Genomic DNA, 21,302 nt, shown 5'->3' with positions numbered 1-21,302 from the left:
AAGGATTTATCTATTGTGATATTACGAAAATTGATGCTTGGATGTAACTCATAATTGAAAATACAAGCGCACATAAACTACAGCATTATTTGACATTTATTTTATACAATTTCTTGTAATATTCTTTTACTGAAGATTGCCAAGTAAACTTTTGTGATTTAGCATTGAGGCAAATAGTATCCCATTGACTTTTGTCTTCAAAAAAGATTTTTAATGCTTGAGAAAATACCGATAAAAAGTTAGCATTCTTTTCATCAATTGTTTTTCCGTTGAATGAAAATCCTGTTTTTAAATGTTCAACAGTATCTTTCAATCCACCTGTATGGTGTACTAGACATGGTTGCGCATTTCGCATTGCTAACATTTGACTGATTCCGCATGGTTCAAAAAGACTGGGCATTAAGTATAAATTAGATTCGGTATAAATCGAATCAATAACCTCTTCGGACTGTCCATTAAAAAACACAAAGTTGTCATATTCATAGCTTATGTTTTGTAATAACTGCTCATACTCTGGTGCTCCAGTTCCAAGTACTACATAAATACCATTTACTGCTTTTAGTTTTTCTAAAATTGATTTTAATAATTCAGGTGAATTTTTAAAAAAGAAAAACTTCTGCTCTGTTAGTCTTGCAACACTGGCACAAACAAATTTTGCTGGTTCTTTTATGAGTCTTACTATTTTTTCTCCTGTATGAATTAAAAAATCAGCTTTATATTCTTTTTCAGGTTCTTGCAACCACTCAAAAATCGCTTGAATAGCATTAACATAAAATGCTCCATGTTGCACTAAGTTTATGTTTTGATAATTACAACCGTTTAAAATTCCTACTAGGCGTTTTTCTTTATTAGCTTCTTTTAAATAGTTTTCTAAACCTTCTCCACCTATAAAATCTGGAAAATTGCTAGATTTCATTATATCTTCTTTATAGGAAGGAGACACTGTGTGCACAACATCGGCTAGTTTAATTCCTACAGCCATAAGGTTTATACAATCTTGATATCTTGGATCTTTTAAATTCTCATAATCTATATCTAACTCAGGATAAAAAGCATGTAACGAAGAGTAATTATCTTTAAATGGTCTAATACCTTGAATAGCCAAATTATGAATTGAATATACAAACCTTATATTTTGCAATACTTTATAAGAAGGATGGTATTCTTTTAAAAACAACAATAAACTAGTATGCCAATCGTGTAAGTGTACAACATCTAATTTCCCAAAACTATTTTGTGTTATACTCTCTGCTACTGCACTACAGAATAAGGAGAACATACAAGCATCAGTATAAAATGGTTGTTCTGGGTCATTAAAATAAATATGGGCAATATTACCTGACTTTATATCAGGATGATGAATAACATAATGTGTAATATTTTCAATTTCTTTCTTTGGAGCGACTTGGTAAATAATTGCTTTGGCAGTTTCTCCTCTATAAGAAAACTCAACCTCCTTAATCTTTTTTTGCCCTATGTGCAATCGTCCATAAGCAGGAGTTATAACACTAACTTTATCACCTAAAGCTGCTATTTGCCTAGGAACGTCTCTAACAACATCTCCCATGCCACCAGCTTTACATTTTTTGATGGCATCGTTTTCAGCAGAAACAAAAAGGAAATTTGACATTAAGTACTGAGTTTTAATAATGAAGTATAAATTACTTAAAATAAATTTACTTAAAAAACTAATACACATTAATTAGTTGTTAAAAGTAAAAAAGGCTTCTGTAATTAAACAGAAGCCTTTTTTAATACCATATTTTAAATATTACTTTACTTTAAAAGCCTTTTCTTGAGGATAGTAAGCAACGTTACTTAATTCTTCTTCAATTCTTAATAACTGATTGTACTTTGCCATTCTATCACTACGAGATGCAGAACCTGTTTTAATTTGACCAGTGTTTAATGCTACTGCTAAATCAGCAATAGTATTATCTTCAGTTTCACCAGAACGATGAGACATCACTGACGTATAGCCTGCGTTATGAGCCATATTAACAGCTGCAATAGTTTCGGTTAAGGTACCAATTTGGTTTACTTTAATTAATATTGAGTTAGCAATACCATTTTCAATACCTCTTGATAAACGCTCTACATTTGTTACAAATAAATCGTCACCTACTAGTTGTACTTTATCTCCAACTTTTTCGGTTAAGTATTTCCAACCTTCCCAATCGTTTTCATCCATTCCATCTTCAATAGAAATAATAGGATATTTAGCAGCTAATTCAGCTAAGTAGTCTGCTTGCTCTTGACTAGTTCTTACTTGACCTTTGTCTCCTTCAAACTTAGTATAGTCATATTTTCCATCTACATAAAATTCGGCCGAAGCACAATCTAAAGCAATCATTACTTCATCACCTAATTTATAACCTGCTTTTTCAACAGCTTTGGCAATTGTATCAAGTGCATCCTCTGTACCATCTAATGTTGGAGCAAAACCTCCTTCATCACCTACAGCAGTACTAAGACCTCTATCGTGTAATACTTTTTTAAGGTTGTGGAAAATTTCTGTACCCATTTGCATAGCATGAGTAAAGTTTTTTGCTTTTACAGGCATTACCATAAACTCTTGAAATGCTATTGGCGCATCACTATGAGAACCTCCATTAATGATATTCATCATTGGTACTGGTAACGTGTTTGCTGAAACACCTCCAACATATCTGTATAATGGCATTCCTAATTCGTTTGCAGCGGCTTTAGCAGCAGCTAAAGACACTCCTAAAATAGCATTAGCTCCTAATTTTGATTTATTTGGTGTACCGTCTAATTCAATCATTAATTGATCGATAGCATTTTGTTCAAACACTGAAACACCTAACAACTCTTGAGCAATTATAGTATTGACATTTTCTACAGCTTTTGTAACTCCTTTTCCCATATAGGCATTTCCACCATCTCTAAGTTCAACTGCTTCATGTTCTCCTGTTGACGCTCCTGATGGTACTGCAGCTCTACCTACAACTCCATTTTCTGTAGTAACATCAACCTCTACAGTTGGATTACCACGTGAATCTAAAATTTGTCTTGCATGAATATTAATTATAATGCTCATATGTTTCTATTTAATGTTGTTTAATTGTATGTCAAATTTACAAAATTGTTAATCTAAAAGGTGTTTACCTATTCATTATTACATTTTAATTTTACTAAAATGTTTTCGTAAATAAAAAACCTCAATGAAAATCAATTTTCTTTGAGGTTTGTTCATTATTTATTTTTAATATTTTCTATAAATTGGTCAAATAGATACGACGAATCGTGAGGTCCAGGACTTGCTTCTGGATGATATTGAACTGAAAAACAGTTCTTACTCTTCATTTTAATACCTGCTACAGTATCATCATTTAAATGCAAATGAGTAATCTCAATATCTGGATGATTTTCAGTTTCTTCTCTATTGATAGCAAAACCATGATTTTGTGAAGTAATTTCTCCTTTACCAGTAATAAGGTTCTTTACAGGATGATTAATACCTCTATGTCCATGGTGCATTTTATAAGTAGAAATTCCGTTAGCTAACGCAATTACTTGGTGCCCTAAACAAATACCAAATAGCGGAAGGTTACGTTTAATGATTTCTTTAGCCAAATTTTGTGCTTCAACCAATGGCTCAGGATCTCCTGGTCCATTAGATAAGAAATAGCCATCTGGTTTAAATGCTTCTAACTCTTCAAAAGTCGAATTATAAGGAAACACCTTAATGTAGGCATCTCTTTTAGCTAAATTTCTAAGGATATTAGTTTTAATTCCAATATCTAAAGCTGCTATTTTATACGTAGCATTTTCGTTACCAAAATAATATGGTTCTTTAGTAGATACTTTAGAAGCCAACTCTAAACCATTCATATTTGGTACATCTGCTAGTTGTTTTTTAAGGTCTTCAATATTATCAACCTCAGTAGAAATTACAGCATTCATAGCTCCATTATCTCTAATATAGCTTACAAGAGCTCTTGTATCTACATCAGATATAGCCAATACATTATTCTTCTCAAAGAAATTTTCGAGTGAATCATCTGCTGCTGGTCTTGAATAATTAAAACTGAAATTTTTACAAATTAGACCTGATATTTTAATGGAATTAGACTCCACTTCTTCAGAAAGTGTTCCATAATTACCAATGTGCGCATTGGTAGTCACCATTAATTGTCCGAAATAAGATGGATCGGTAAATATTTCTTGGTAGCCTGTAGTACCAGTGTTAAAGCAAACCTCTCCAAATGCAGTACCTTTTTTTCCTATTGATTTTCCATAGAATATGGTTCCGTCTGCTAGTAATATTAGTGCTTTTTCTCTTTTATTATACTTCATAGATTCTAAAAGTTTCGCAAAATTGCATAAAAAAAAGGATAAACTAAAATGTTTATCCTTTAATATTTCAAATGCTTATTAACATTTATTCTTCTTCGTTAGTTGCCTTAGTTTCTGCAACAGGAGCTGCAGCTGCTTTGCTACCACCTCTTCTACTTCTACGAGTAGATTTTTTCTTAGGCTTATCAGCATTGTAGATTTCATTGTAGTCAACTAATTCTATCATTGCCATATCAGCGTTATCACCAAGACGGTTACCAAGCTTAATAATTCTTGTATATCCTCCAGGACGATCACCTACCTTAGCAGCAACATCTCTAAATAATTCTGCCACAGCCTCTTTTTGTCTTAATCTAGAAAATACAATACGTCTGTTGTGAGTAGTATCTTCTTTAGATTTTGTTACTAAAGGCTCAACAAATTGTTTTAACGCTTTAGCTTTAGCTACTGTAGTGTTAATACGCTTGTGCTCTATTAAAGAACATGCCATATTAGCTAACATTGCTTTTCTGTGGGCAGTTTTTCTACCTAAATGATTAAATTTCTTTCCGTGTCTCATGACTTTTGTTTTATCATCTTGCTACCAAATCCAAAGAGTAAGTCTAAGGAGAGCAAAATATGATTAATCTTTATCTAATTTGTATTTGCTTAAGTCCATTCCGAAGTTAAGACCTTTAACATTTACTAATTCTTCTAGCTCTGTTAAAGATTTTTTACCGAAGTTACGGAACTTCATTAAATCATTTTTGTTGAATGATACTAAATCTCCTAATGTATCAACCTCTGCTGCTTTTAAACAGTTTAAGGCACGTACAGAAAGATCCATATCAACTAATTTAGTTTTTAATAACTGTCTCATGTGAAGTGATTCTTCATCATAAGTTTCAGTTTGAGCAATTTCGTCAGCCTCAAGAGTTATACGCTCATCAGAGAATAACATGAAGTGGTGAATTAATATCTTAGCCGCTTCAGTTAATGCATCTTTAGGATGAATAGAACCGTCTGTGATGATTTCAAAAACTAATTTTTCGTAATCGGTTTTTTGTTCAACACGGAAGTTTTCTATACTGTACTTCACGTTTTTTATTGGCGTATAGATTGAGTCAGTAAAGATAGTTCCAATAGGTGCAGAAGCTTTTTTGTTTTCTTCAGCAGGAACATATCCTCTACCTTTTTCAATAGTGATTTCCATATTGATGCTTACTTTAGGATCTAAGTTACAAATCACTAAGTCTTTGTTTAGTACTTGGAAACCTGAAATAAACTTTTGGAAATCTCCAGCTGTTATTTGCTCTTGACCAGAAATTGAGATTGAAACAGACTCATTATCGATTTCATCTATTTGACGCTTAAAGTTTACTTGCTTTAAGTTCAAAATCATTTCTGTTACATCTTCAACTACACCTGCAATTGTAGAAAACTCGTGATCTACACCTTCTATTCTTACAGATGTGATTGCGAAACCTTCTAAAGAAGATAATAAAACTCTTCTTAAAGCGTTTCCTACTGTTAGTCCATAACCTGGTTCTAGTGGTCTGAATTCGAATTTGCCTTCAAAATCAGTAGAATCGATCATGATTACTTTGTCAGGCTTTTGAAAATTTAATATTGCCATAGTGTTCTTCGTTTTAATTGTTATTTAGTTGCGCGATTTAAAAGCTTGAAGACGTCTAATAAATCCTTTGGCTAAATACCAATATGTTTAATTTATTATTTAGAATATAATTCGACGATGAATTGCTCGTTGATGTTCTCAGGAATTTGAACTCTTGCAGGAACAGATACAAATGTTCCTTGTTTAGTATCGTTATTCCATGTAATCCACTCATAAACATGACTAGAGTTTGTTAATGAATTTTGGATTGCTTCTAAAGATTTTGATTTTTCTCTTACAGCTACAACATCTCCTGCTTTTAATTGGTAAGAAGGAATGTTTACGATGTTTCCGTTAACAGTAATGTGTCTGTGAGATACTAATTGTCTAGCTCCACTACGTGAAGGAGACATTCCCATTCTGTAAACTACGTTGTCTAAACGAGACTCACAAAGTTGTAACAACACCTCACCAGTAATTCCTGGAGCAGCAGTTGCTTTTTTGAACATGTTTCTGAATTGCTTTTCTAAAATACCATAAGTGTATTTTGCTTTTTGCTTCTCCATTAATTGGACAGCGTATTCAGATTTTTTTCCACGACGCTTGTTTGCACCATGTTGACCTGGAGGATAATTTCTTTTTTCAAAAGCTTTATCATCTCCAAAAATAGCTTCACCAAATTTACGAGCTATTTTAGTTTTAGGACCAGTATATCTTGCCATTTTTAAATTAAATTATGAGAGTGTTTATGAATTAAGGTCTTAATCTTATCCTTCGATAAACGTGAATCTCTCGTTGATACTTGTTTAAAATTTTTCAGTTTGCAAATTTACATATAAAAAATTAATATCAACTATAAAAAACAGTTGATATTAATTCTTCAAAATATAAATTAAACTCTTCTTCGTTTTGGTGGACGACATCCGTTATGTGGTAATGGAGTAACATCTACGATTTCTGATACTTCAATACCAGAGTTGTGAATAGATCTAATTGCAGACTCTCTACCATTTCCAGGACCTTTAACAAACACTTTCACTTTCTTTAATCCAGCTTCTTTTGCTACTCCTGCAGCATCTTCAGCAGCTAATTGTGCAGCATAAGGAGTGTTCTTTTTAGAACCTCTGAATCCCATTTTACCAGCAGATGACCATGAAATTACGTCACCTTTTTTGTTTGTTAAAGAGATAATGATGTTATTGAAAGATGCAGCAATGTGCGCTTCTCCAATTGCATCTACTATTACTTTACGTTTTTTAGTACTTGACTTTGCCATATTTTTTAGTTTCTAGTTGTTAGCTTTTAGTTGTTAGAATCCTAAACCTTTCGATTTCGAACAGATTCATCTAACGTCTAATTACTAATGACTACTGTCTTGTTATTATTTAGTTGCTTTCTTCTTGTTAGCAACGGTTTTTCTTCTACCTTTTCTAGTTCTAGAGTTGTTCTTTGTACGTTGACCTCTTAATGGAAGCCCAGATCTGTGACGAATACCTCTGTAACATCCAATATCCATTAATCGCTTAATGTTTAATTGAGTTTCAGAACGCAATTCACCTTCTATAGTATAAGTTCCAACAGCGTCACGGATTGCTCCAATTTGATCATCTGTCCAATCTTGTACTTTTGTGCTTTCATCAACTTTAGCCGTTGCCAAAATTTCTTTTGCTCTACTTTTACCTACTCCGTAGATATAAGTTAAAGAGATTACTCCTCTTTTCTGTTTTGGTATGTCTACACCTGCAATTCTTGCCATAATTATCCTTGTCTTTGTTTGAATCTAGGATTCTTTTTGTTAATTACGTAAAGTCTACCTTTTCTACGCACTAATTTACAATCAGCGCTTCTTTTTTTAACTGATGCTCTTACTTTCATCGTATTAGTATCTATAGGTTATACGAGCCTTTGTTAAATCGTAAGGACTCATTTCTAATTTTACTTTGTCTCCTGGTAACAACTTAATATAATGCATACGCATTTTACCAGATATATGTGCAGTCACAATATGACCATTTTCTAATTCAACACGAAACATCGCATTAGATAATGCTTCTATGATTGTTCCGTCTTGTTCTATTGCTGCTTGTTTTGCCATAGTATATAGTTTTAAGCTACTGCTTTTCTATTTTTACCTGTTTTCATCAAGCCATCATAGTGTTTATTCAACAAGTAAGAATTTACTTGTTGCATGGTATCAATTGCAACTCCTACCATAATCAATAATGACGTTCCTCCAAAAAACAATGCCCAACCAGCTTGTACATCCATAAGCTTTACAATAATTGCTGGGAACACAGCTATTAATGCTAAGAATAATGATCCTGGTAAAGTTATTTGAGACATTATTTTATCTAAATACTCAGAAGTTTCAGTTCCTGGTCTAATACCTGGAATAAAACCTCCGCTTCGTTTTAAGTCGTCAGCCATTTTGTTTGTTGGTACTGTAATAGCTGTATAAAAATATGTAAACACTATAATTAAGAGTGCAAATACTAGGTTGTACCAAAATCCGAAAATATCAGAAAACTGTGTTTGCATCCATGTACCTACTTCTCCTGATCCAAATGATTTACCAATTAAACTTGGCACAAACATGATAGCTTGAGCAAAGATGATTGGCATAACTCCTGAAGCGTTTAACTTTAATGGTAAAAACTGTCTAGAGCCAAATGCATTTTTTTCGTATCCACCTGTAGCTGTACGTCTTGCATATTGCACTGCAATTTTACGTACTGCCATAACTAGCATTACTGAGCCTAGTATAATTAACAACCAAATAACAAGCTCAATTAAAATCATAATTAAACCTCCATTAGATTGTGTTACTCTTGCTGCATACTCTTGTAAAAATGATTGTGGTAAAGTAGCTATAATACCTACCATAATTAATAATGAAATACCATTACCAATACCTTTATCAGTAATTTTTTCACCTAACCACATTGCAAAAATACATCCAGTAACTAATATTATTACTGAAGAAATCATAAATGTAGTTGGAGAAAAACCATTAACTAAAAGTGCACTTGTTGAGTTAACTCCTGTTAATGATGGTAAGCTTGCTAAATATCCTGGTGCTTGAACCAAACAGATACCTATTGTTAACCAACGGGTAATTTGAGTGATTTTCTTTTGACCACTTGCTCCTTCTTTTTGAAGTTTTTGTAAATAAGGAATTGCTATTCCCATTAACTGCACTACAATAGAAGCAGAGATATAAGGCATAATACCTAGGGCAAATACTGATGCGTTAGAAAAACCTCCACCAGTAAACGCATTGATTAACCAAATTAATCCACCTTCGGCAGCATCTCCTTGTAATCCTGATAATTTAGTAAAGTCAATACCTGGAAGCACAATTTGTGCACCAAAACGGTAAACTAAAAGCAAACCAAGTGTTAACATGATTCGGTCTTTTAGTTCCGTTATTTTCCAAACATTTTTTATAGTGTCTATAAATTTCATACTTATAATAATCTTATAAAGTTACAGCTTCTCCTCCTGCAGCTTCAATAGCAGCTTTTGCTGAAGCAGTAAATTTATGAGCAGATACTTTTAATTTAGATTTTAATTCTCCACGACCTAATATTTTTACTAAATCGTTTTTACCAGCCAAACGTAATTGTACTAGCGTTTCAAAATCTATAGTATCTTTTATCTTCTTATCGTCAACCAATTGTTGTAATGTATCAAGATTTACACCTTGATATTCTACACGGTTGATGTTAGTAAATCCGAATTTAGGCACACGTCTTTGAAGTGGCATTTGTCCACCTTCAAAACCAAGTTTTTTAGAATATCCAGAACGAGACTTTGCTCCTTTGTGACCACGTGTTGCAGTACCACCTTTTCCAGAACCTTGTCCTCTACCTACTCTTTTTCCTTGATTTTTAACTGAGCCTTCAGCTGGTTTTAAATTACTTAAGTCCATTTTTGTGTCTTATTATTTTGTTTCTTCAACAGAAACTAAATGTTTAACTTTATTAACCATACCAACGATATTTGGAGTGGCATCATGTTCTACAACCTGACCGATTCTTTTTAAACCTAAAGCCTCTAAAGTTCTCTTTTGGGTTTGAGTACGATTGATTGTACTTTTTACTTTTGTTACTTTGATCTTTGCCATCTTCCTTAAGATTAACCGTTAAATACTTTTTCTAATGATATTCCTCTATCCTTAGCAACTGTGTCAGCACTTCTTAATTGTAATAAAGCATCAAAAGTAGCTTTAACAACGTTGTGAGGGTTAGAAGATCCTTGAGATTTAGATAATACATCATGTACACCTACTGCTTCAAGAACTGTTCTTACAGCTCCACCAGCAATTACTCCTGTACCAGGAGCAGCAGGAATAATGTTTACTCTAGCTCCACCAAATTTACCTTTTTGCTCGTGTGGCAAAGTTTTTTTGATGATTGGTATTCTAACCAAGTTTTTCTTTGCGTCTTCAACTGCTTTTGCAATTGCGGTAGCAACATCTTTAGATTTTCCTAAACCATGTCCTACTACACCTGCTTCATCACCTACTACTACGATAGCTGAAAAACCAAATGCTCTACCACCTTTAGTTACTTTTGTAACTCTTTGTACACCAACTAAACGATCTTTAAGATCTAATCCACCTGGTTTTACTAATTCTGCGTTTTTATATTTTTGATACATAATGTCTTAAAATTTTAGTCCGCCTTCTCTAGCACCTTCTGCTAACGATTTTACTCTTCCGTGATATTGATATCCACCTCTGTCAAAAGAGATAGTTTCTACACCTGCTTTTAATGCTTTTTCAGCTACTGCTTTACCAACTAAGGCAGCAATTTCTGTTTTAGTACCTTTTGCAGAACTAATGTCTTTGTCTCTTGAAGATGCAGCACTGATAGTTTTACCTGTTACATCATCCACAACTTGAGCATAAATTTCTTTATTACTTCTAAATACAGCTAAACGTGGTCTAGATTCAGTTCCTGAAACTACCTTACGAATTCTGCTTTTTATTCTTAATCTTTTTTGATTCTTTGTTAATGCCATAACTAAACTATTAAGCTGATTTACCTGCTTTTCTTCTTAATACTTCTCCTACAAACTTAATTCCTTTTCCTTTGTAAGGTTCTGGTTTTCTAAATGCACGAATTTTCGCTGCTACTTGTCCTACCAATTGTTTGTCGTGAGATGTTAATTTTACGATTGGGTTTTTTCCTTTTTCAGAGATTGTCTCTACTTTTACTTCTGGAGCTAAATCCAAAATAATGTTGTGAGAAAATCCTAAAGCTAAATCCAATTTTTGTCCTTGGTTAGATGCTCTATAACCTACACCTACCAATTCTAGTTCTTTTGTCCATCCTTCAGATACACCTTTAATCATGTTGTTGATTAAAGCTCTGTAAAGACCATGCTTTGCTCTTTGGTCTTTTTTATCTGTTGAACGCGTTACTTGTACGCTTCCTTCTTCAACAGCTATATCTACGTCTGAAAATTCTTGAGTTAATTCACCTAATTTACCTTTTACAGTAATTACATTGTCTTTAACTTCTACTGTAACTCCTTGTGGGATAGTTACTGGGTTATTACCTATTCTTGACATGTTCTTTCTGTTTTAAATTAGTAAACGTAACACAATAATTCTCCACCAACGTTTTCTCTTTGCGCTTGTTTTCCTGTTAATACACCATGAGATGTTGAAACAATTGCAATTCCAAGACCGTTAAGGATTCTTGGCATTTCGTTAGCACTTGCGTATTTACGTAAACCTGGTTTACTTATTCTTTGAATTTTCTTGATTACAGGTTCTTTAGTCTCTTTATTGTACTTAAGAGCTATTTTAATAGTTCCTTGTACTGTAGAGTCATCAAACTTGTAACTTAAAATATATCCTTGATCGAATAATATTTTAGTAATTTCTTTTTTTAGATTAGATGCAGGTATCTCAACCACTCTGTGGTTAGCTTTTACTGCATTTCTAACTCTCGTTAGATAATCTGCGATTGGATCTGTATACATTTATATTAATTTGCGGTTTTGGTTTTCGAAAATTAGTTTTTCGAACTTCAAACCAATTTATAATTCTTTGTTTACCAACTTGCTTTTTTAACTCCTGGTATTAAGCCTTTGTTAGCCATTTCGCGTAACATTACACGAGAAATTCCAAATGTACGTACATATCCTTTTGGTCTTCCTGTTAATTTACAACGGTTGTGCATACGTACAGGTGATGCATTTCTTGGTAACTTTTGTAATGCTTCGTAGTCTCCAGCTTCTTTTAAAGCTTTACGTTTTTCAGCATATTTTGCTACCGTTTTTGCTCTTTTCACCTCACGGGCTTTCATTGATTCTTTAGCCATATCTTAGTTCTTTTGAAAAGGTAATCCTAATTCAGTTAATAACGATTGTGCTTCTTTATCTGTGTCTGCAGATGTTACGAAAGTAATATCCATACCAGAAATTCTGTTGATCTTGTCAATATCAATCTCAGGGAAAATGATTTGCTCAGTAACTCCTAAGTTGTAGTTACCTCTACCATCAAATCCTGTAGCTTTAATACCATCAAAGTCTCTAACTCGTGGTAAAGCTGAAGTAATCAAACGGTCTAAAAACTCATACATTTGCTCACCTCTAAGTGTTACTTTAGCACCTATTGGCATTCCTTTACGTAATTTGAATGATGCAACGTCTTTTTTAGATAAAGTTGCAACAGCTTTTTGACCAGATATTTTTGTTAATTCTTCAACAGCGTGATCAATTAATTTTTTATCTGCTACTGCTGCTCCAACACCTTTAGAGATTACAATCTTTTTAAGTTTTGGAACTTGCATTACATTTTTATAACCGAATTCTTCTGTAAGAGCAGAAACTATTTTGTCCTTGTACTCTTGTTTTAATCTTGGAATGTAAGCCATAATTATATTACTTCATTAGATTTTGTAGAAAATCTTACTTTCTTATCACCTTCCATTTTATATCCTACTCTTGTTGGTTCACCTTTACTTGTTAAAAGTGACAAGTTAGAGATATGAATTGGTGCTTCTTTTTCTACGATACCACCTTGAGGGTTTTGTGCACTTGGTTTAGTGTGTTTCTTTACCATGTTTACACCTTCTACGATGGCCTTGTTTTTATCGATAAATACTTTAAGTACTTTCCCTTCAGACCCTTTGTGATCTCCAGCGATTACTTGTACTGTATCTCCTGATTTTATTTTAAGCTTTGTCATCTTGTTTATCAATTAAAGCACTTCTGGTGCTAATGATACAATTTTCATGAATTGTTTATCACGAAGTTCTCTAGCAACAGGTCCAAAAACACGTGTTCCTCTCATTTCTCCTTGCGGATTTAAAAGTACACAAGCGTTATCGTCAAATCTGATATAAGATCCGTCTGGACGTCTTACTTCTTTTACTGTACGCACAACAACAGCTGTTGATACTGCTCCTTTTTTAATGTTTCCGTTAGGAGTTGCGTCTTTTACTGAAACTACTATTTTGTCACCAATAGAAGCATATCTTCTTTTGGTTCCACCTAGAACACGTATTGTTAATACTTCTTTTGCTCCAGTGTTATCAGCTACTTTTAATCTTGATTCTTGTTGTACCATAATTACTTCGCTCTTTCAATTATTTCTACTAATCTCCAACATTTAGATTTACTTAAAGGTCTTGTTTCCATGATCTTTACTGTATCTCCAATGTTACAGTCGTTTGTCTCATCGTGTGCAACGTATTTTTTCGTTTTTAACACGAATTTTCCATACATAGGATGTTTTACTTTTTTAACCTCAGATACCACAATTGATTTCTGCATTTTGTTACTTGTAACAACTCCTATACGTTCTTTTCTTAAGTTTCTTTTTTCCATCTTTCAGCGGAATACAATTATTGTATTTCTCTTTTAGTTAATTCAGTTGCGATTCTAGCTACTGAACGTCTTACGTTTCGTAACTGGATTGGATTCTCTAAAGGAGATACTGCGTGAGCCATTTTTAGGTCAGCATAACTCTTTTGTGTCTCACCAAGTTTTTCTTGTAACTCAGCCGTTGATAGCTGTTTAATTTCTGATTGCTTCATAATACTACTATTAAGCCTCGTAATCTCGAGCTATTATAAACTTTGTTTTAACTGGTAACTTTTGAGCTGCTAAACGTAATGCTTCTTTAGCAGTTTCTAAAGGCACACCTCCAACTTCAAATAAAACTCTTCCTGGTTTTACCACAGCTACCCAATATTCTACAGAACCTTTACCTTTACCCATACGTACTTCAAGAGGTTTCTTTGTTATAGGCTTGTCTGGAAATATTTTAATCCAAAGTTGCCCTTCTCTTTTCATGTAACGTGTTGCGGCAATACGAGCTGCTTCTATTTGACGTGATGTTAAGAAATTCGAATCGAGTGATTTTATACCAAACATTCCATTAGATAACTGGTGTCCTCTTCCGGAATTTCCTTTCATACGTCCTTTTTGGACTTTACGAAATTTTGTTTTTTTCGGTTGTAACATTTTCTTTTACTTTAAAAATTACTTTCTGCGACGAGATTTATTGTTCCCACCACGTCCTCCACCAGACTTACCTTGTTTTTTAGACAACCCTACAAGTGGAGAAAGTTCTCTTTTACCATATACTTCACCTTTCATGATCCATACTTTAATTCCCAATCTACCGTAAGTAGTATGAGCTTCAACTAAAGCATAGTCAATATCGGCTCTAAATGTTGATAATGGAATTCTACCTTCTTTGTAGTGCTCGCTACGTGCCATTTCAGCTCCGTTTAAACGACCACTAATTTGAATCTTGATTCCTTCAGCATTCATACGCATAGCAGCAGCAATAGCCATTTTTATTGCACGACGGTAAGAAATACGATTTTCAATTTGACGTGCAATGCTTGATCCTACTAAGAATGCATCTAATTCAGGTCTCTTAATTTCGAAGATGTTCAATTGAACTTCCTTATCTGTAATTTTCTTAAGCTCTTCTTTTAACTTGTCTACCTCTTGACCACCTTTCCCGATAATAATACCAGGTCTTGCAGTAGTGATAGTAACGGTTACAAGTTTAAGTGTACGCTCAATAATTACTCTAGACACACTAGCTTTTGATAAACGTGCATGGATGTACTTTCTGATTTTGTCGTCTTCAGCAAGTTTGTCTCCATAATCGTTTCCACCATACCAGTTAGATTCCCATCCTCTGATGATTCCTAAGCGATTTCCGATTGGATTTGTTTTTTGTCCCATACCTCTATCTTAGCTTTGTGTGTTATTTAATGCTCCAATCACAACTGTTACGTGATTCGAACGTTTTCTAATTCTGTGTGCACGACCTTGAGGCGCTGGACGTAATCTTTTTAACATAGATCCTCCATCAACTCTGATCTCTTTTACAAATAGGTTTGCGTCCTCAATACTTGCATCTTCGTTTTTTGCTTGCCAGTTAGCTATTGCAGATAACAATAACTTCTCTAAGCGACGAGATGCTTCTTTTGAACTAAACCTTAAAATTTGAAGAGCTTTCTCAGCTTTTTGACCTCTAACCAAGTCTGCAACTAAACGCATTTTTCTTGGTGAGGTTGGACAGTTGTTCAACTTTGCAAAAGCAACTTGTTTTCTGTCTTCCTTTATAGCATCTGCCATTTGTTTTTTACGACTTCCCATAGCTCTACTTATTTTTTACCTTTATTTTTTGCACCTGCATGTCCTCTAAACGAACGTGTTGGTGAAAATTCTCCTAATTTATGACCTACCATATTTTCAGTTACATAAACTGGTACAAATTGACGACCGTTGTGTACAGCTATAGTCTGCCCTACGAAATCTGGTGAAATCATTGATGCTCTAGACCAAGTTTTAATAACAGTCTTTTTATTTGAAGCTACGTTTTCTGCAACTTTCTTTTCTAATTTATAATGGATGTAAGGTCCTTTTTTTAATGAACGTGCCATATTATCTCAATTATTTCTTTCTACGTTCTACAATATACTTGTTACTCGCTTTGGTTTTAGAACGTGTTCTATAACCTTTAGCTGGAATACCATTTCTAGATCTTGGGTGTCCACCAGACGAACGTCCTTCTCCACCACCCATTGGGTGATCAACTGGGTTCATTACTACTGGTCTCACTCTAGGTCTTCTTCCTAACCAACGTGTTCTACCTGCTTTACCAGATACTAACAACTGGTGGTCAGAGTTTGATATAACACCTATTGTTGCCATACAATCTGCAAGCACTAAACGTGTTTCACCTGATGGTAATTTAATAGTTGCAAATTTTCCGTCTCTTGCCATTAATTGAGCAAACGCTCCTGCGCTTCTTGCCATAACTGCTCCTTGACCTGGACGTAACTCTATACAAGAGATAATAGTACCAAGAGGAATTTGGCTTAAAGGCATTGCATTACCAATTTCAGGAGCGATACCTTCTTTACCCGAAACAATGTTTTGTCCAACTTGTAGACCGTTTTGAGCAATAATGTATCTTTTTTCTCCGTCTTGGTAGTTCAATAACGCGATAAAAGCTGTTCTGTTTGGATCGTATTCAATTGTTTTAACTTCAGCTGGAATTCCAGTTTTGTTACGCTTAAAATCAATGATACGATACTTCTTCTTATGACCTCCACCAATATGGCGCATGGTCATTTTTCCTTGACTGTTTCTACCACCAGATCTTTTGTTCGGAGCAAGTAAACTTTTCTCCGGCTTATCAGTAGTGATGGCGTCAAATCCATTTACTACTCTAAAACGCTGAGCTGATGTGATCGGTTTTAATTTTCTTACTGACATTTTCGTCTAATTACATGTTACTGTATAAATCAATAGTCTCACCTTCCACCAGTTGTACAATTGCTTTTTTAATAGCATTTGTTTTACCATGTTGAATACCTGTTTTTGTGTAACGGGTTCTTCTATCTGGACGGACATTTATAGTACGAACTTTTTCAACAGAAACTCCATAAGCAGCTTCAACTGCTTTTTTGATTTCTACCTTGTTCGCCTTTGTATTCACTTGGAAACTAAAGCAGTTGTTTAACTCACTATTAGTTGTCGCTTTTTCAGTGATAATAGGTTTAATTAAGATACTCATGGTTTTCTTATTTACTTAAATTCGACTCAATTTCTTCTAGAGAACTCTCTAAAAGAACTAATTTATTTGCGTTTAAAATTTTATAAGTGTTTAGTTCTGAGTTAGTTACAACTTCAGACCCTTTAAAATTTCGTGATGACAAATATACATTATTATTTGAAGCACCCAACACAAACAACGATTTTTTGTCTTGTATGTCTAATGCTTTCAGTACTGCTGTAAAGTTTTTCGTCTTTGGAGCATCAAAATTGAAGTCTTCCAAAACAACGATATCTTTATCATTAGCTTTCATTGTTAAAGCAGATTTTCTTGCTAAACGCTTCAAGTTTTTATTTAATTTGAAGCTGTAGTTTCTTGGTCTTGGTCCGAACATACGTCCACCACCTTTAAATACACCAGACTTGATACTACCTGCTCTTGCAGTACCAGTACCTTTTTGTTTTTTAATCTTACGTGTACTTCCTGCAATTTCTGCTCTTTCTTTAGCCTTGTGCGTTCCTTGACGTTGGTTAGCAAGATATTGCTTAACGTCTAAGTAAACAGCATGGTTGTTAGGCTCAATAGCGAACACATCTTTAGAAAGCTCTGCTTTTCTACCTGTGTCTTTTCCGTTTATATCTAAAACTGCTACTTTCATTATTTCTCAATGATTACATAAGAGTTTTTGTGTCCAGGAACACATCCTTTTACAACTAGTAAGTTCTTTTCAGGAACTACTTTGTATACTCTTAAATTTTCAACTTTCACTTTTTCGCCACCCATTCTTCCGGCCATCTTCATTCCTTTGAATACTCTCGCAGGATAAGAAGCTGCACCAATAGAACCTGGAGCTCTTAAACGGTTGTGCTGACCATGCGTTGCTTGACCAACTCCACCAAAACCATGACGTTTTACAACACCTTGGAATCCTTTTCCTTTAGATGTACCAGCAATATCTACAAACTCACCTTCAATGAAGTGCTCTACAGTAATTGCATCACCTAATTTGTAATCTCCTTCAAATCCTTGGAATTCTACGACTTTAGTTTTAACAGAAGTACCAGCTTTCTTAGCATGACCTAATTCAGCTTTAGTAGCACTTTTATCTGTCTTGTCATCGAAACCAAGTTGAAGGGCATTGTACCCGTCAACCTCTTCGGTTCTGACTTGGGTAACGATACATGGACCTGCTTCAATTACTGTACAAGGAATGTTTTTCCCGTTTTCATCAAAGATGCTGGTCATACCGATTTTTTTTCCTATTAACCCAGACATATTTATTAATTATTAATTATTACTATTCTATTTATTAAAATTCAAGGCTGAAAAATACGTTTCAGCCTTGAATTGTATTTTTAACCGTTTTTCCCTCGCTCGCAGCTCAGGACATGTTTGTGTTCACTTACACTTTAATCTCAACTTCAACTCCACTTGGTAATTCAAGTTTCATTAAAGCATCAATTGTCTTTGAAGATGAAGAGTAGATATCCAATAATCTCTTGTAAGAACTTAATTGGAATTGTTCTCTTGACTTCTTGTTTACGTGTGGTGAACGTAACACAGTGAAAATCTTTTTATGTGTTGGTAACGGAATTGGTCCTGTTACAACAGCTCCAGTACTTTTTACTGTTTTTACAATCTTATCAGCAGACTTGTCAACTAAATTGTGATCGTAAGACTTTAATTTTATTCTAATTTTCTGACTCATTTTCTTTTAGTTTTAAGCTTCTACGCCTTTAGCTGCTTTGATTACTTCTTCTGAAATGTTTGAAGGAGTTTCAGCATAGTGTGAAAATTCCATTGTTGATGTCGCACGTCCTGAAGACAATGTTCTTAATGTTGTTACATATCCAAACATTTCTGATAAAGGCACAACAGCTTTTACTGTTTTAGCTCCTGCTCTGTCTCCCATATCACTTACTTGTCCTCTACGACGGTTAAGGTCACCTACGATATCACCCATGTTTTCTTCTGGAGTGATAACTTCTAATTTCATCATAGGTTCCATAATCACAGCTTTTGCAGCTTTTGCAGCAGCTTTGAATCCTAATTTAGCAGCTAATTCGAATGATAGCTGATCAGAATCTACATCGTGGTAAGAACCATCAGTTAAAGTTACTTTCATAGCATCAACTTCATATCCTGCTAAAGGACCGTTTTGCATTGCCATTGTGAATCCTTTCTCAATTGAAGGGATAAATTCCTTAGGAACGTTACCACCTTTAATTTCAGAGATAAATTCTAAACCTTCCTTACCTTCTTCAGCTGGCTCAAGAGTAAATACAATATCTGCGAACTTACCACGTCCACCAGATTGTTTCTTATAAACTTCTCTGTGTTCTGCACGTTGAGTGATAGCTTCTTTGTACTCTACTTGTGGCTGACCTTGGCTAACCTCTACCTTAAACTCACGTTTAAGACGGTCAACAATAATATCTAAGTGAAGCTCACCCATTCCAGAAATAATAGTCTGTCCTGAAGCTTCGTCAGTTCTTACTGTAAACGTAGGATCTTCCTCAGCAAGTTTACCTAATGCTAAACCTAATTTATCAACATCAGCTTTAGTTTTTGGCTCAACTGCTATACCAATTACTGGATCTGGGAAATCCATAGATTCCAATACAATTGGGTGTTTTTCATCAGACATAGTATCACCAGTCTTGATGTCTTTAAACCCTACTGCTGCTCCAATATCTCCTGCTTCGATATATTCAATAGCATTTTGTTTATTAGAGTGCATTTGGTAAATACGAGAGATACGCTCCTTTTTACCTGAACGGTTGTTCAAGATATAAGAACCTGCATCTAAACGACCTGAATATGCTCTAAAGAATGCTAAACGACCTACGAAAGGATCAGTAGCGATTTTAAATGCTAAAGCAGAAAAAGGTTCTTTTGCATCTGGTTTACGTACTTCATCAGCACCTGTATCTGGATTTGTTCCTACAATATTATCTCTATCTAATGGAGATGGTAAGTAACGACATACAGCGTCTAATAAGAACTGTACACCTTTATTTTTAAACGAAGAACCACAAATCATTGGAATGATAGCCATATCCATTACAGCAGCTCTAAGTGCAGCGTGCACTTCTTCTTCTGTAATAGAATCTTCATCTTCCATGAATTTTTCTAATAAGTTCTCATCGTAAGTAGCTACTTCTTCAATAAGAAGTGCTCTATATTTACGAGCTTCTTCTTTTAAATCATCTGGAATCTCAATTACATCAAAAGTTGCTCCTTGAGTTTCTTCGTGCCAAACAATAGCTCTGTTTTTTACTAAATCTACAATACCTTTAAAGTCTGCCTCATCACCAATGTTTAATACAATTGGCACAGCGTTTGACTTCAACATATCTTTAACCTGTTGGCAAACAGCCATAAAGTTAGATCCTTGACGGTCCATTTTGTTAACGAAACCAATACGAGGGACTTTATAGTTATCAGCAAGTCTCCAGTTAGTTTCAGACTGTGGCTCAACACCATCAACTGCACTAAACAAGAATACTAACCCATCAAGTACACGTAAAGAACGGTTTACCTCAACCGTAAAATCAACGTGACCTGGAGTGTCAATAATGTTAAAGTGATACCCTTTAGTTTCTGGAGTTGGTTGCGCGTTTTCTAATGGAAACTGCCAAGTACAAGTTGTAGCAGCAGAAGTAATTGTAATACCTCTTTCTTGCTCTTGCTCCATCCAGTCCATAGTAGCAGCACCATCATGTACTTCACCAATTTTGTGAGATACACCAGTGTAATAAAGGATACGCTCTGTAGTTGTTGTTTTTCCTGCGTCAATATGCGCAGCAATTCCTATGTTTCTAGTATATTTTAAATCTCTTGCCATTTTAATTAAAATCTAAAGTGTGAGAATGCTTTGTTTGCTTCTGCCATTTTGTGAGTATCAACTCTTTTCTTAACAGCAGCTCCTTCTTCTTTAGCAGCAGCTAAAATTTCAGCAGCTAATTTTTGTGACATAGATTTTTCATTTCTCTTACGAGCATAACCTATAAGCCATTTCATTGCTGTTGAAACTTTACGATCTGGACGGATTTGCATTGGAATTTGGAATGTAGCTCCACCAACACGACGACTACGCACTTCTACGTGAGGCATAACGTTAGATAATGCATCTTTCCAAGTTTCTAAAGCTGTTTTTTCTTCATCTGTTTTTTTCGATTCTACAATATCAATTGCATCATAGAATACTTTAAAAGCTACTGACTTTTTACCGTCCCACATCATCATATTAACGAAACGAGTTACTAACTGATCGTTAAAACGTGGATCTGGTAAAAGCGGTCTTTTTTTCGCTTGTCTTTTTCTCATGTCTTCTTCTTAAAG

Annotated in this window: 34 protein-coding genes; all 34 read right to left on the bottom strand. The window is 34.4% G+C overall.

The window, feature by feature from the left end:
- Nucleotides 1–85: 85 nt before the first annotated feature.
- Nucleotides 86–1,630 (bottom strand): glycogen synthase, encoded by a 1,545-nt coding sequence (locus DMZ43_RS10775; RefSeq protein WP_131508159.1) that lies wholly within the window; start codon nucleotides 1,628–1,630, stop codon nucleotides 86–88.
- Between the two features lie 141 nt (nucleotides 1,631–1,771).
- Entirely contained in the window at nucleotides 1,772–3,061 is a 1,290-nt protein-coding gene (gene eno, locus DMZ43_RS10770) for a phosphopyruvate hydratase (RefSeq protein ID WP_131508157.1), read from the bottom strand.
- A 155-nt stretch (nucleotides 3,062–3,216) separates the two neighbouring features.
- A complete protein-coding gene (gene carA, locus DMZ43_RS10765; RefSeq protein ID WP_131508155.1) occupies nucleotides 3,217–4,320 on the bottom strand; it encodes a glutamine-hydrolyzing carbamoyl-phosphate synthase small subunit in 1,104 nt (367 codons plus the stop codon).
- An 85-nt stretch (nucleotides 4,321–4,405) separates the two neighbouring features.
- On the bottom strand, nucleotides 4,406–4,879 hold the full coding sequence (gene rplQ / locus DMZ43_RS10760; protein ID WP_129761419.1) for a 50S ribosomal protein L17: 474 nt from the start codon (nucleotides 4,877–4,879) through the stop codon (nucleotides 4,406–4,408).
- Nucleotides 4,880–4,942: 63 nt separating this feature from the next.
- Nucleotides 4,943–5,935 carry a DNA-directed RNA polymerase subunit alpha gene (locus DMZ43_RS10755; RefSeq protein WP_129761420.1) on the bottom strand — a complete coding sequence of 331 codons (993 nt, stop codon included), beginning with the start codon at nucleotides 5,933–5,935 and terminating at the stop codon, nucleotides 4,943–4,945.
- Between the two features lie 95 nt (nucleotides 5,936–6,030).
- Nucleotides 6,031–6,636: a 30S ribosomal protein S4 gene (gene rpsD / locus DMZ43_RS10750; protein ID WP_129761421.1), complete on the bottom strand. Its 606-nt coding sequence runs from the start codon at nucleotides 6,634–6,636 to the stop codon at nucleotides 6,031–6,033.
- Between the two features lie 170 nt (nucleotides 6,637–6,806).
- Nucleotides 6,807–7,190, bottom strand: a complete 384-nt coding sequence (gene rpsK / locus DMZ43_RS10745) for a 30S ribosomal protein S11 (RefSeq protein WP_129761422.1) — start codon at nucleotides 7,188–7,190, stop codon at nucleotides 6,807–6,809.
- A gap of 105 nt (nucleotides 7,191–7,295) precedes the next feature.
- Nucleotides 7,296–7,670, bottom strand: a complete 375-nt coding sequence (gene rpsM / locus DMZ43_RS10740; protein WP_129761423.1) for a 30S ribosomal protein S13 — start codon at nucleotides 7,668–7,670, stop codon at nucleotides 7,296–7,298.
- A gap of 2 nt (nucleotides 7,671–7,672) precedes the next feature.
- Nucleotides 7,673–7,789, bottom strand: a complete 117-nt coding sequence (gene ykgO / locus DMZ43_RS10735; protein ID WP_008269159.1) for a type B 50S ribosomal protein L36 — start codon at nucleotides 7,787–7,789, stop codon at nucleotides 7,673–7,675.
- Nucleotides 7,790–7,793: 4 nt separating this feature from the next.
- A complete protein-coding gene (gene infA / locus DMZ43_RS10730) occupies nucleotides 7,794–8,009 on the bottom strand; it encodes a translation initiation factor IF-1 (RefSeq protein ID WP_007094967.1) in 216 nt (71 codons plus the stop codon).
- A gap of 11 nt (nucleotides 8,010–8,020) precedes the next feature.
- On the bottom strand, nucleotides 8,021–9,379 hold the full coding sequence (gene secY, locus DMZ43_RS10725; protein WP_131508153.1) for a preprotein translocase subunit SecY: 1,359 nt from the start codon (nucleotides 9,377–9,379) through the stop codon (nucleotides 8,021–8,023).
- Between the two features lie 13 nt (nucleotides 9,380–9,392).
- Nucleotides 9,393–9,845, bottom strand: a complete 453-nt coding sequence (gene rplO, locus DMZ43_RS10720) for a 50S ribosomal protein L15 (RefSeq protein WP_129761425.1) — start codon at nucleotides 9,843–9,845, stop codon at nucleotides 9,393–9,395.
- Nucleotides 9,846–9,857: 12 nt separating this feature from the next.
- Nucleotides 9,858–10,040, bottom strand: coding sequence for a 50S ribosomal protein L30 (rpmD, locus tag DMZ43_RS10715; RefSeq protein ID WP_129761426.1), 183 nt, complete (start codon nucleotides 10,038–10,040; stop codon nucleotides 9,858–9,860).
- An 11-nt stretch (nucleotides 10,041–10,051) separates the two neighbouring features.
- Nucleotides 10,052–10,576 (bottom strand): 30S ribosomal protein S5, encoded by a 525-nt coding sequence (gene rpsE, locus DMZ43_RS10710; protein WP_129761427.1) that lies wholly within the window; start codon nucleotides 10,574–10,576, stop codon nucleotides 10,052–10,054.
- A 6-nt stretch (nucleotides 10,577–10,582) separates the two neighbouring features.
- Nucleotides 10,583–10,939: a 50S ribosomal protein L18 gene (gene rplR, locus DMZ43_RS10705; protein WP_129761428.1), complete on the bottom strand. Its 357-nt coding sequence runs from the start codon at nucleotides 10,937–10,939 to the stop codon at nucleotides 10,583–10,585.
- A gap of 10 nt (nucleotides 10,940–10,949) precedes the next feature.
- Nucleotides 10,950–11,492 (bottom strand): 50S ribosomal protein L6, encoded by a 543-nt coding sequence (gene rplF / locus DMZ43_RS10700; RefSeq protein WP_131508151.1) that lies wholly within the window; start codon nucleotides 11,490–11,492, stop codon nucleotides 10,950–10,952.
- A gap of 17 nt (nucleotides 11,493–11,509) precedes the next feature.
- A complete protein-coding gene (gene rpsH, locus DMZ43_RS10695; protein WP_129761430.1) occupies nucleotides 11,510–11,908 on the bottom strand; it encodes a 30S ribosomal protein S8 in 399 nt (132 codons plus the stop codon).
- A gap of 71 nt (nucleotides 11,909–11,979) precedes the next feature.
- Complete coding sequence (gene rpsN / locus DMZ43_RS10690; protein ID WP_129761431.1) at nucleotides 11,980–12,249, bottom strand: 30S ribosomal protein S14; 270 nt, start codon at nucleotides 12,247–12,249, stop codon at nucleotides 11,980–11,982.
- A gap of 3 nt (nucleotides 12,250–12,252) precedes the next feature.
- Nucleotides 12,253–12,804: a 50S ribosomal protein L5 gene (gene rplE, locus DMZ43_RS10685; RefSeq protein WP_129761432.1), complete on the bottom strand. Its 552-nt coding sequence runs from the start codon at nucleotides 12,802–12,804 to the stop codon at nucleotides 12,253–12,255.
- A 2-nt stretch (nucleotides 12,805–12,806) separates the two neighbouring features.
- The gene (gene rplX, locus DMZ43_RS10680) at nucleotides 12,807–13,118 is read right to left on the bottom strand and encodes a 50S ribosomal protein L24 (RefSeq protein ID WP_129761433.1); all 312 of its coding nucleotides are present in this window, start codon (nucleotides 13,116–13,118) and stop codon (nucleotides 12,807–12,809) included.
- Nucleotides 13,119–13,130: 12 nt separating this feature from the next.
- Nucleotides 13,131–13,499 (bottom strand): 50S ribosomal protein L14, encoded by a 369-nt coding sequence (rplN, locus tag DMZ43_RS10675; protein ID WP_129761434.1) that lies wholly within the window; start codon nucleotides 13,497–13,499, stop codon nucleotides 13,131–13,133.
- A gap of 2 nt (nucleotides 13,500–13,501) precedes the next feature.
- The gene (rpsQ, locus tag DMZ43_RS10670; protein WP_073085362.1) at nucleotides 13,502–13,759 is read right to left on the bottom strand and encodes a 30S ribosomal protein S17; all 258 of its coding nucleotides are present in this window, start codon (nucleotides 13,757–13,759) and stop codon (nucleotides 13,502–13,504) included.
- A 17-nt stretch (nucleotides 13,760–13,776) separates the two neighbouring features.
- Nucleotides 13,777–13,968 carry a 50S ribosomal protein L29 gene (rpmC, locus tag DMZ43_RS10665; RefSeq protein WP_129761435.1) on the bottom strand — a complete coding sequence of 64 codons (192 nt, stop codon included), beginning with the start codon at nucleotides 13,966–13,968 and terminating at the stop codon, nucleotides 13,777–13,779.
- Between the two features lie 10 nt (nucleotides 13,969–13,978).
- The gene (gene rplP / locus DMZ43_RS10660) at nucleotides 13,979–14,398 is read right to left on the bottom strand and encodes a 50S ribosomal protein L16 (protein ID WP_129761436.1); all 420 of its coding nucleotides are present in this window, start codon (nucleotides 14,396–14,398) and stop codon (nucleotides 13,979–13,981) included.
- 18 nt (nucleotides 14,399–14,416) lie between these two features.
- Entirely contained in the window at nucleotides 14,417–15,136 is a 720-nt protein-coding gene (gene rpsC, locus DMZ43_RS10655; protein WP_129761437.1) for a 30S ribosomal protein S3, read from the bottom strand.
- Between the two features lie 9 nt (nucleotides 15,137–15,145).
- The gene (gene rplV, locus DMZ43_RS10650; protein WP_129761438.1) at nucleotides 15,146–15,553 is read right to left on the bottom strand and encodes a 50S ribosomal protein L22; all 408 of its coding nucleotides are present in this window, start codon (nucleotides 15,551–15,553) and stop codon (nucleotides 15,146–15,148) included.
- Between the two features lie 8 nt (nucleotides 15,554–15,561).
- Nucleotides 15,562–15,840, bottom strand: coding sequence for a 30S ribosomal protein S19 (gene rpsS / locus DMZ43_RS10645; RefSeq protein WP_008269180.1), 279 nt, complete (start codon nucleotides 15,838–15,840; stop codon nucleotides 15,562–15,564).
- A gap of 10 nt (nucleotides 15,841–15,850) precedes the next feature.
- Nucleotides 15,851–16,678: a 50S ribosomal protein L2 gene (gene rplB, locus DMZ43_RS10640; protein ID WP_129761439.1), complete on the bottom strand. Its 828-nt coding sequence runs from the start codon at nucleotides 16,676–16,678 to the stop codon at nucleotides 15,851–15,853.
- Nucleotides 16,679–16,688: 10 nt separating this feature from the next.
- Complete coding sequence (gene rplW, locus DMZ43_RS10635; protein WP_131508149.1) at nucleotides 16,689–16,979, bottom strand: 50S ribosomal protein L23; 291 nt, start codon at nucleotides 16,977–16,979, stop codon at nucleotides 16,689–16,691.
- A gap of 7 nt (nucleotides 16,980–16,986) precedes the next feature.
- The gene (gene rplD / locus DMZ43_RS10630) at nucleotides 16,987–17,616 is read right to left on the bottom strand and encodes a 50S ribosomal protein L4 (protein WP_131508147.1); all 630 of its coding nucleotides are present in this window, start codon (nucleotides 17,614–17,616) and stop codon (nucleotides 16,987–16,989) included.
- Entirely contained in the window at nucleotides 17,616–18,233 is a 618-nt protein-coding gene (gene rplC, locus DMZ43_RS10625; RefSeq protein ID WP_129761442.1) for a 50S ribosomal protein L3, read from the bottom strand. Before rplC ends, rplD begins: the two co-directional genes overlap by 1 nt.
- A 127-nt stretch (nucleotides 18,234–18,360) precedes the next feature.
- Entirely contained in the window at nucleotides 18,361–18,666 is a 306-nt protein-coding gene (rpsJ, locus tag DMZ43_RS10620) for a 30S ribosomal protein S10 (RefSeq protein ID WP_007650482.1), read from the bottom strand.
- A 12-nt stretch (nucleotides 18,667–18,678) separates the two neighbouring features.
- Nucleotides 18,679–20,805: an elongation factor G gene (gene fusA, locus DMZ43_RS10615; RefSeq protein ID WP_131508145.1), complete on the bottom strand. Its 2,127-nt coding sequence runs from the start codon at nucleotides 20,803–20,805 to the stop codon at nucleotides 18,679–18,681.
- Between the two features lie 5 nt (nucleotides 20,806–20,810).
- Complete coding sequence (rpsG, locus tag DMZ43_RS10610) at nucleotides 20,811–21,287, bottom strand: 30S ribosomal protein S7 (RefSeq protein ID WP_131508143.1); 477 nt, start codon at nucleotides 21,285–21,287, stop codon at nucleotides 20,811–20,813.
- Nucleotides 21,288–21,302 lie beyond the last annotated feature (15 nt).

Source organism: Meridianimaribacter sp. CL38, from assembly GCF_004328055.1.
GTDB lineage: Bacteria > Bacteroidota > Bacteroidia > Flavobacteriales > Flavobacteriaceae > Gaetbulibacter_B > Gaetbulibacter_B jejuensis.
This window is presented reverse-complemented; position numbering and strand designations above follow the sequence as displayed.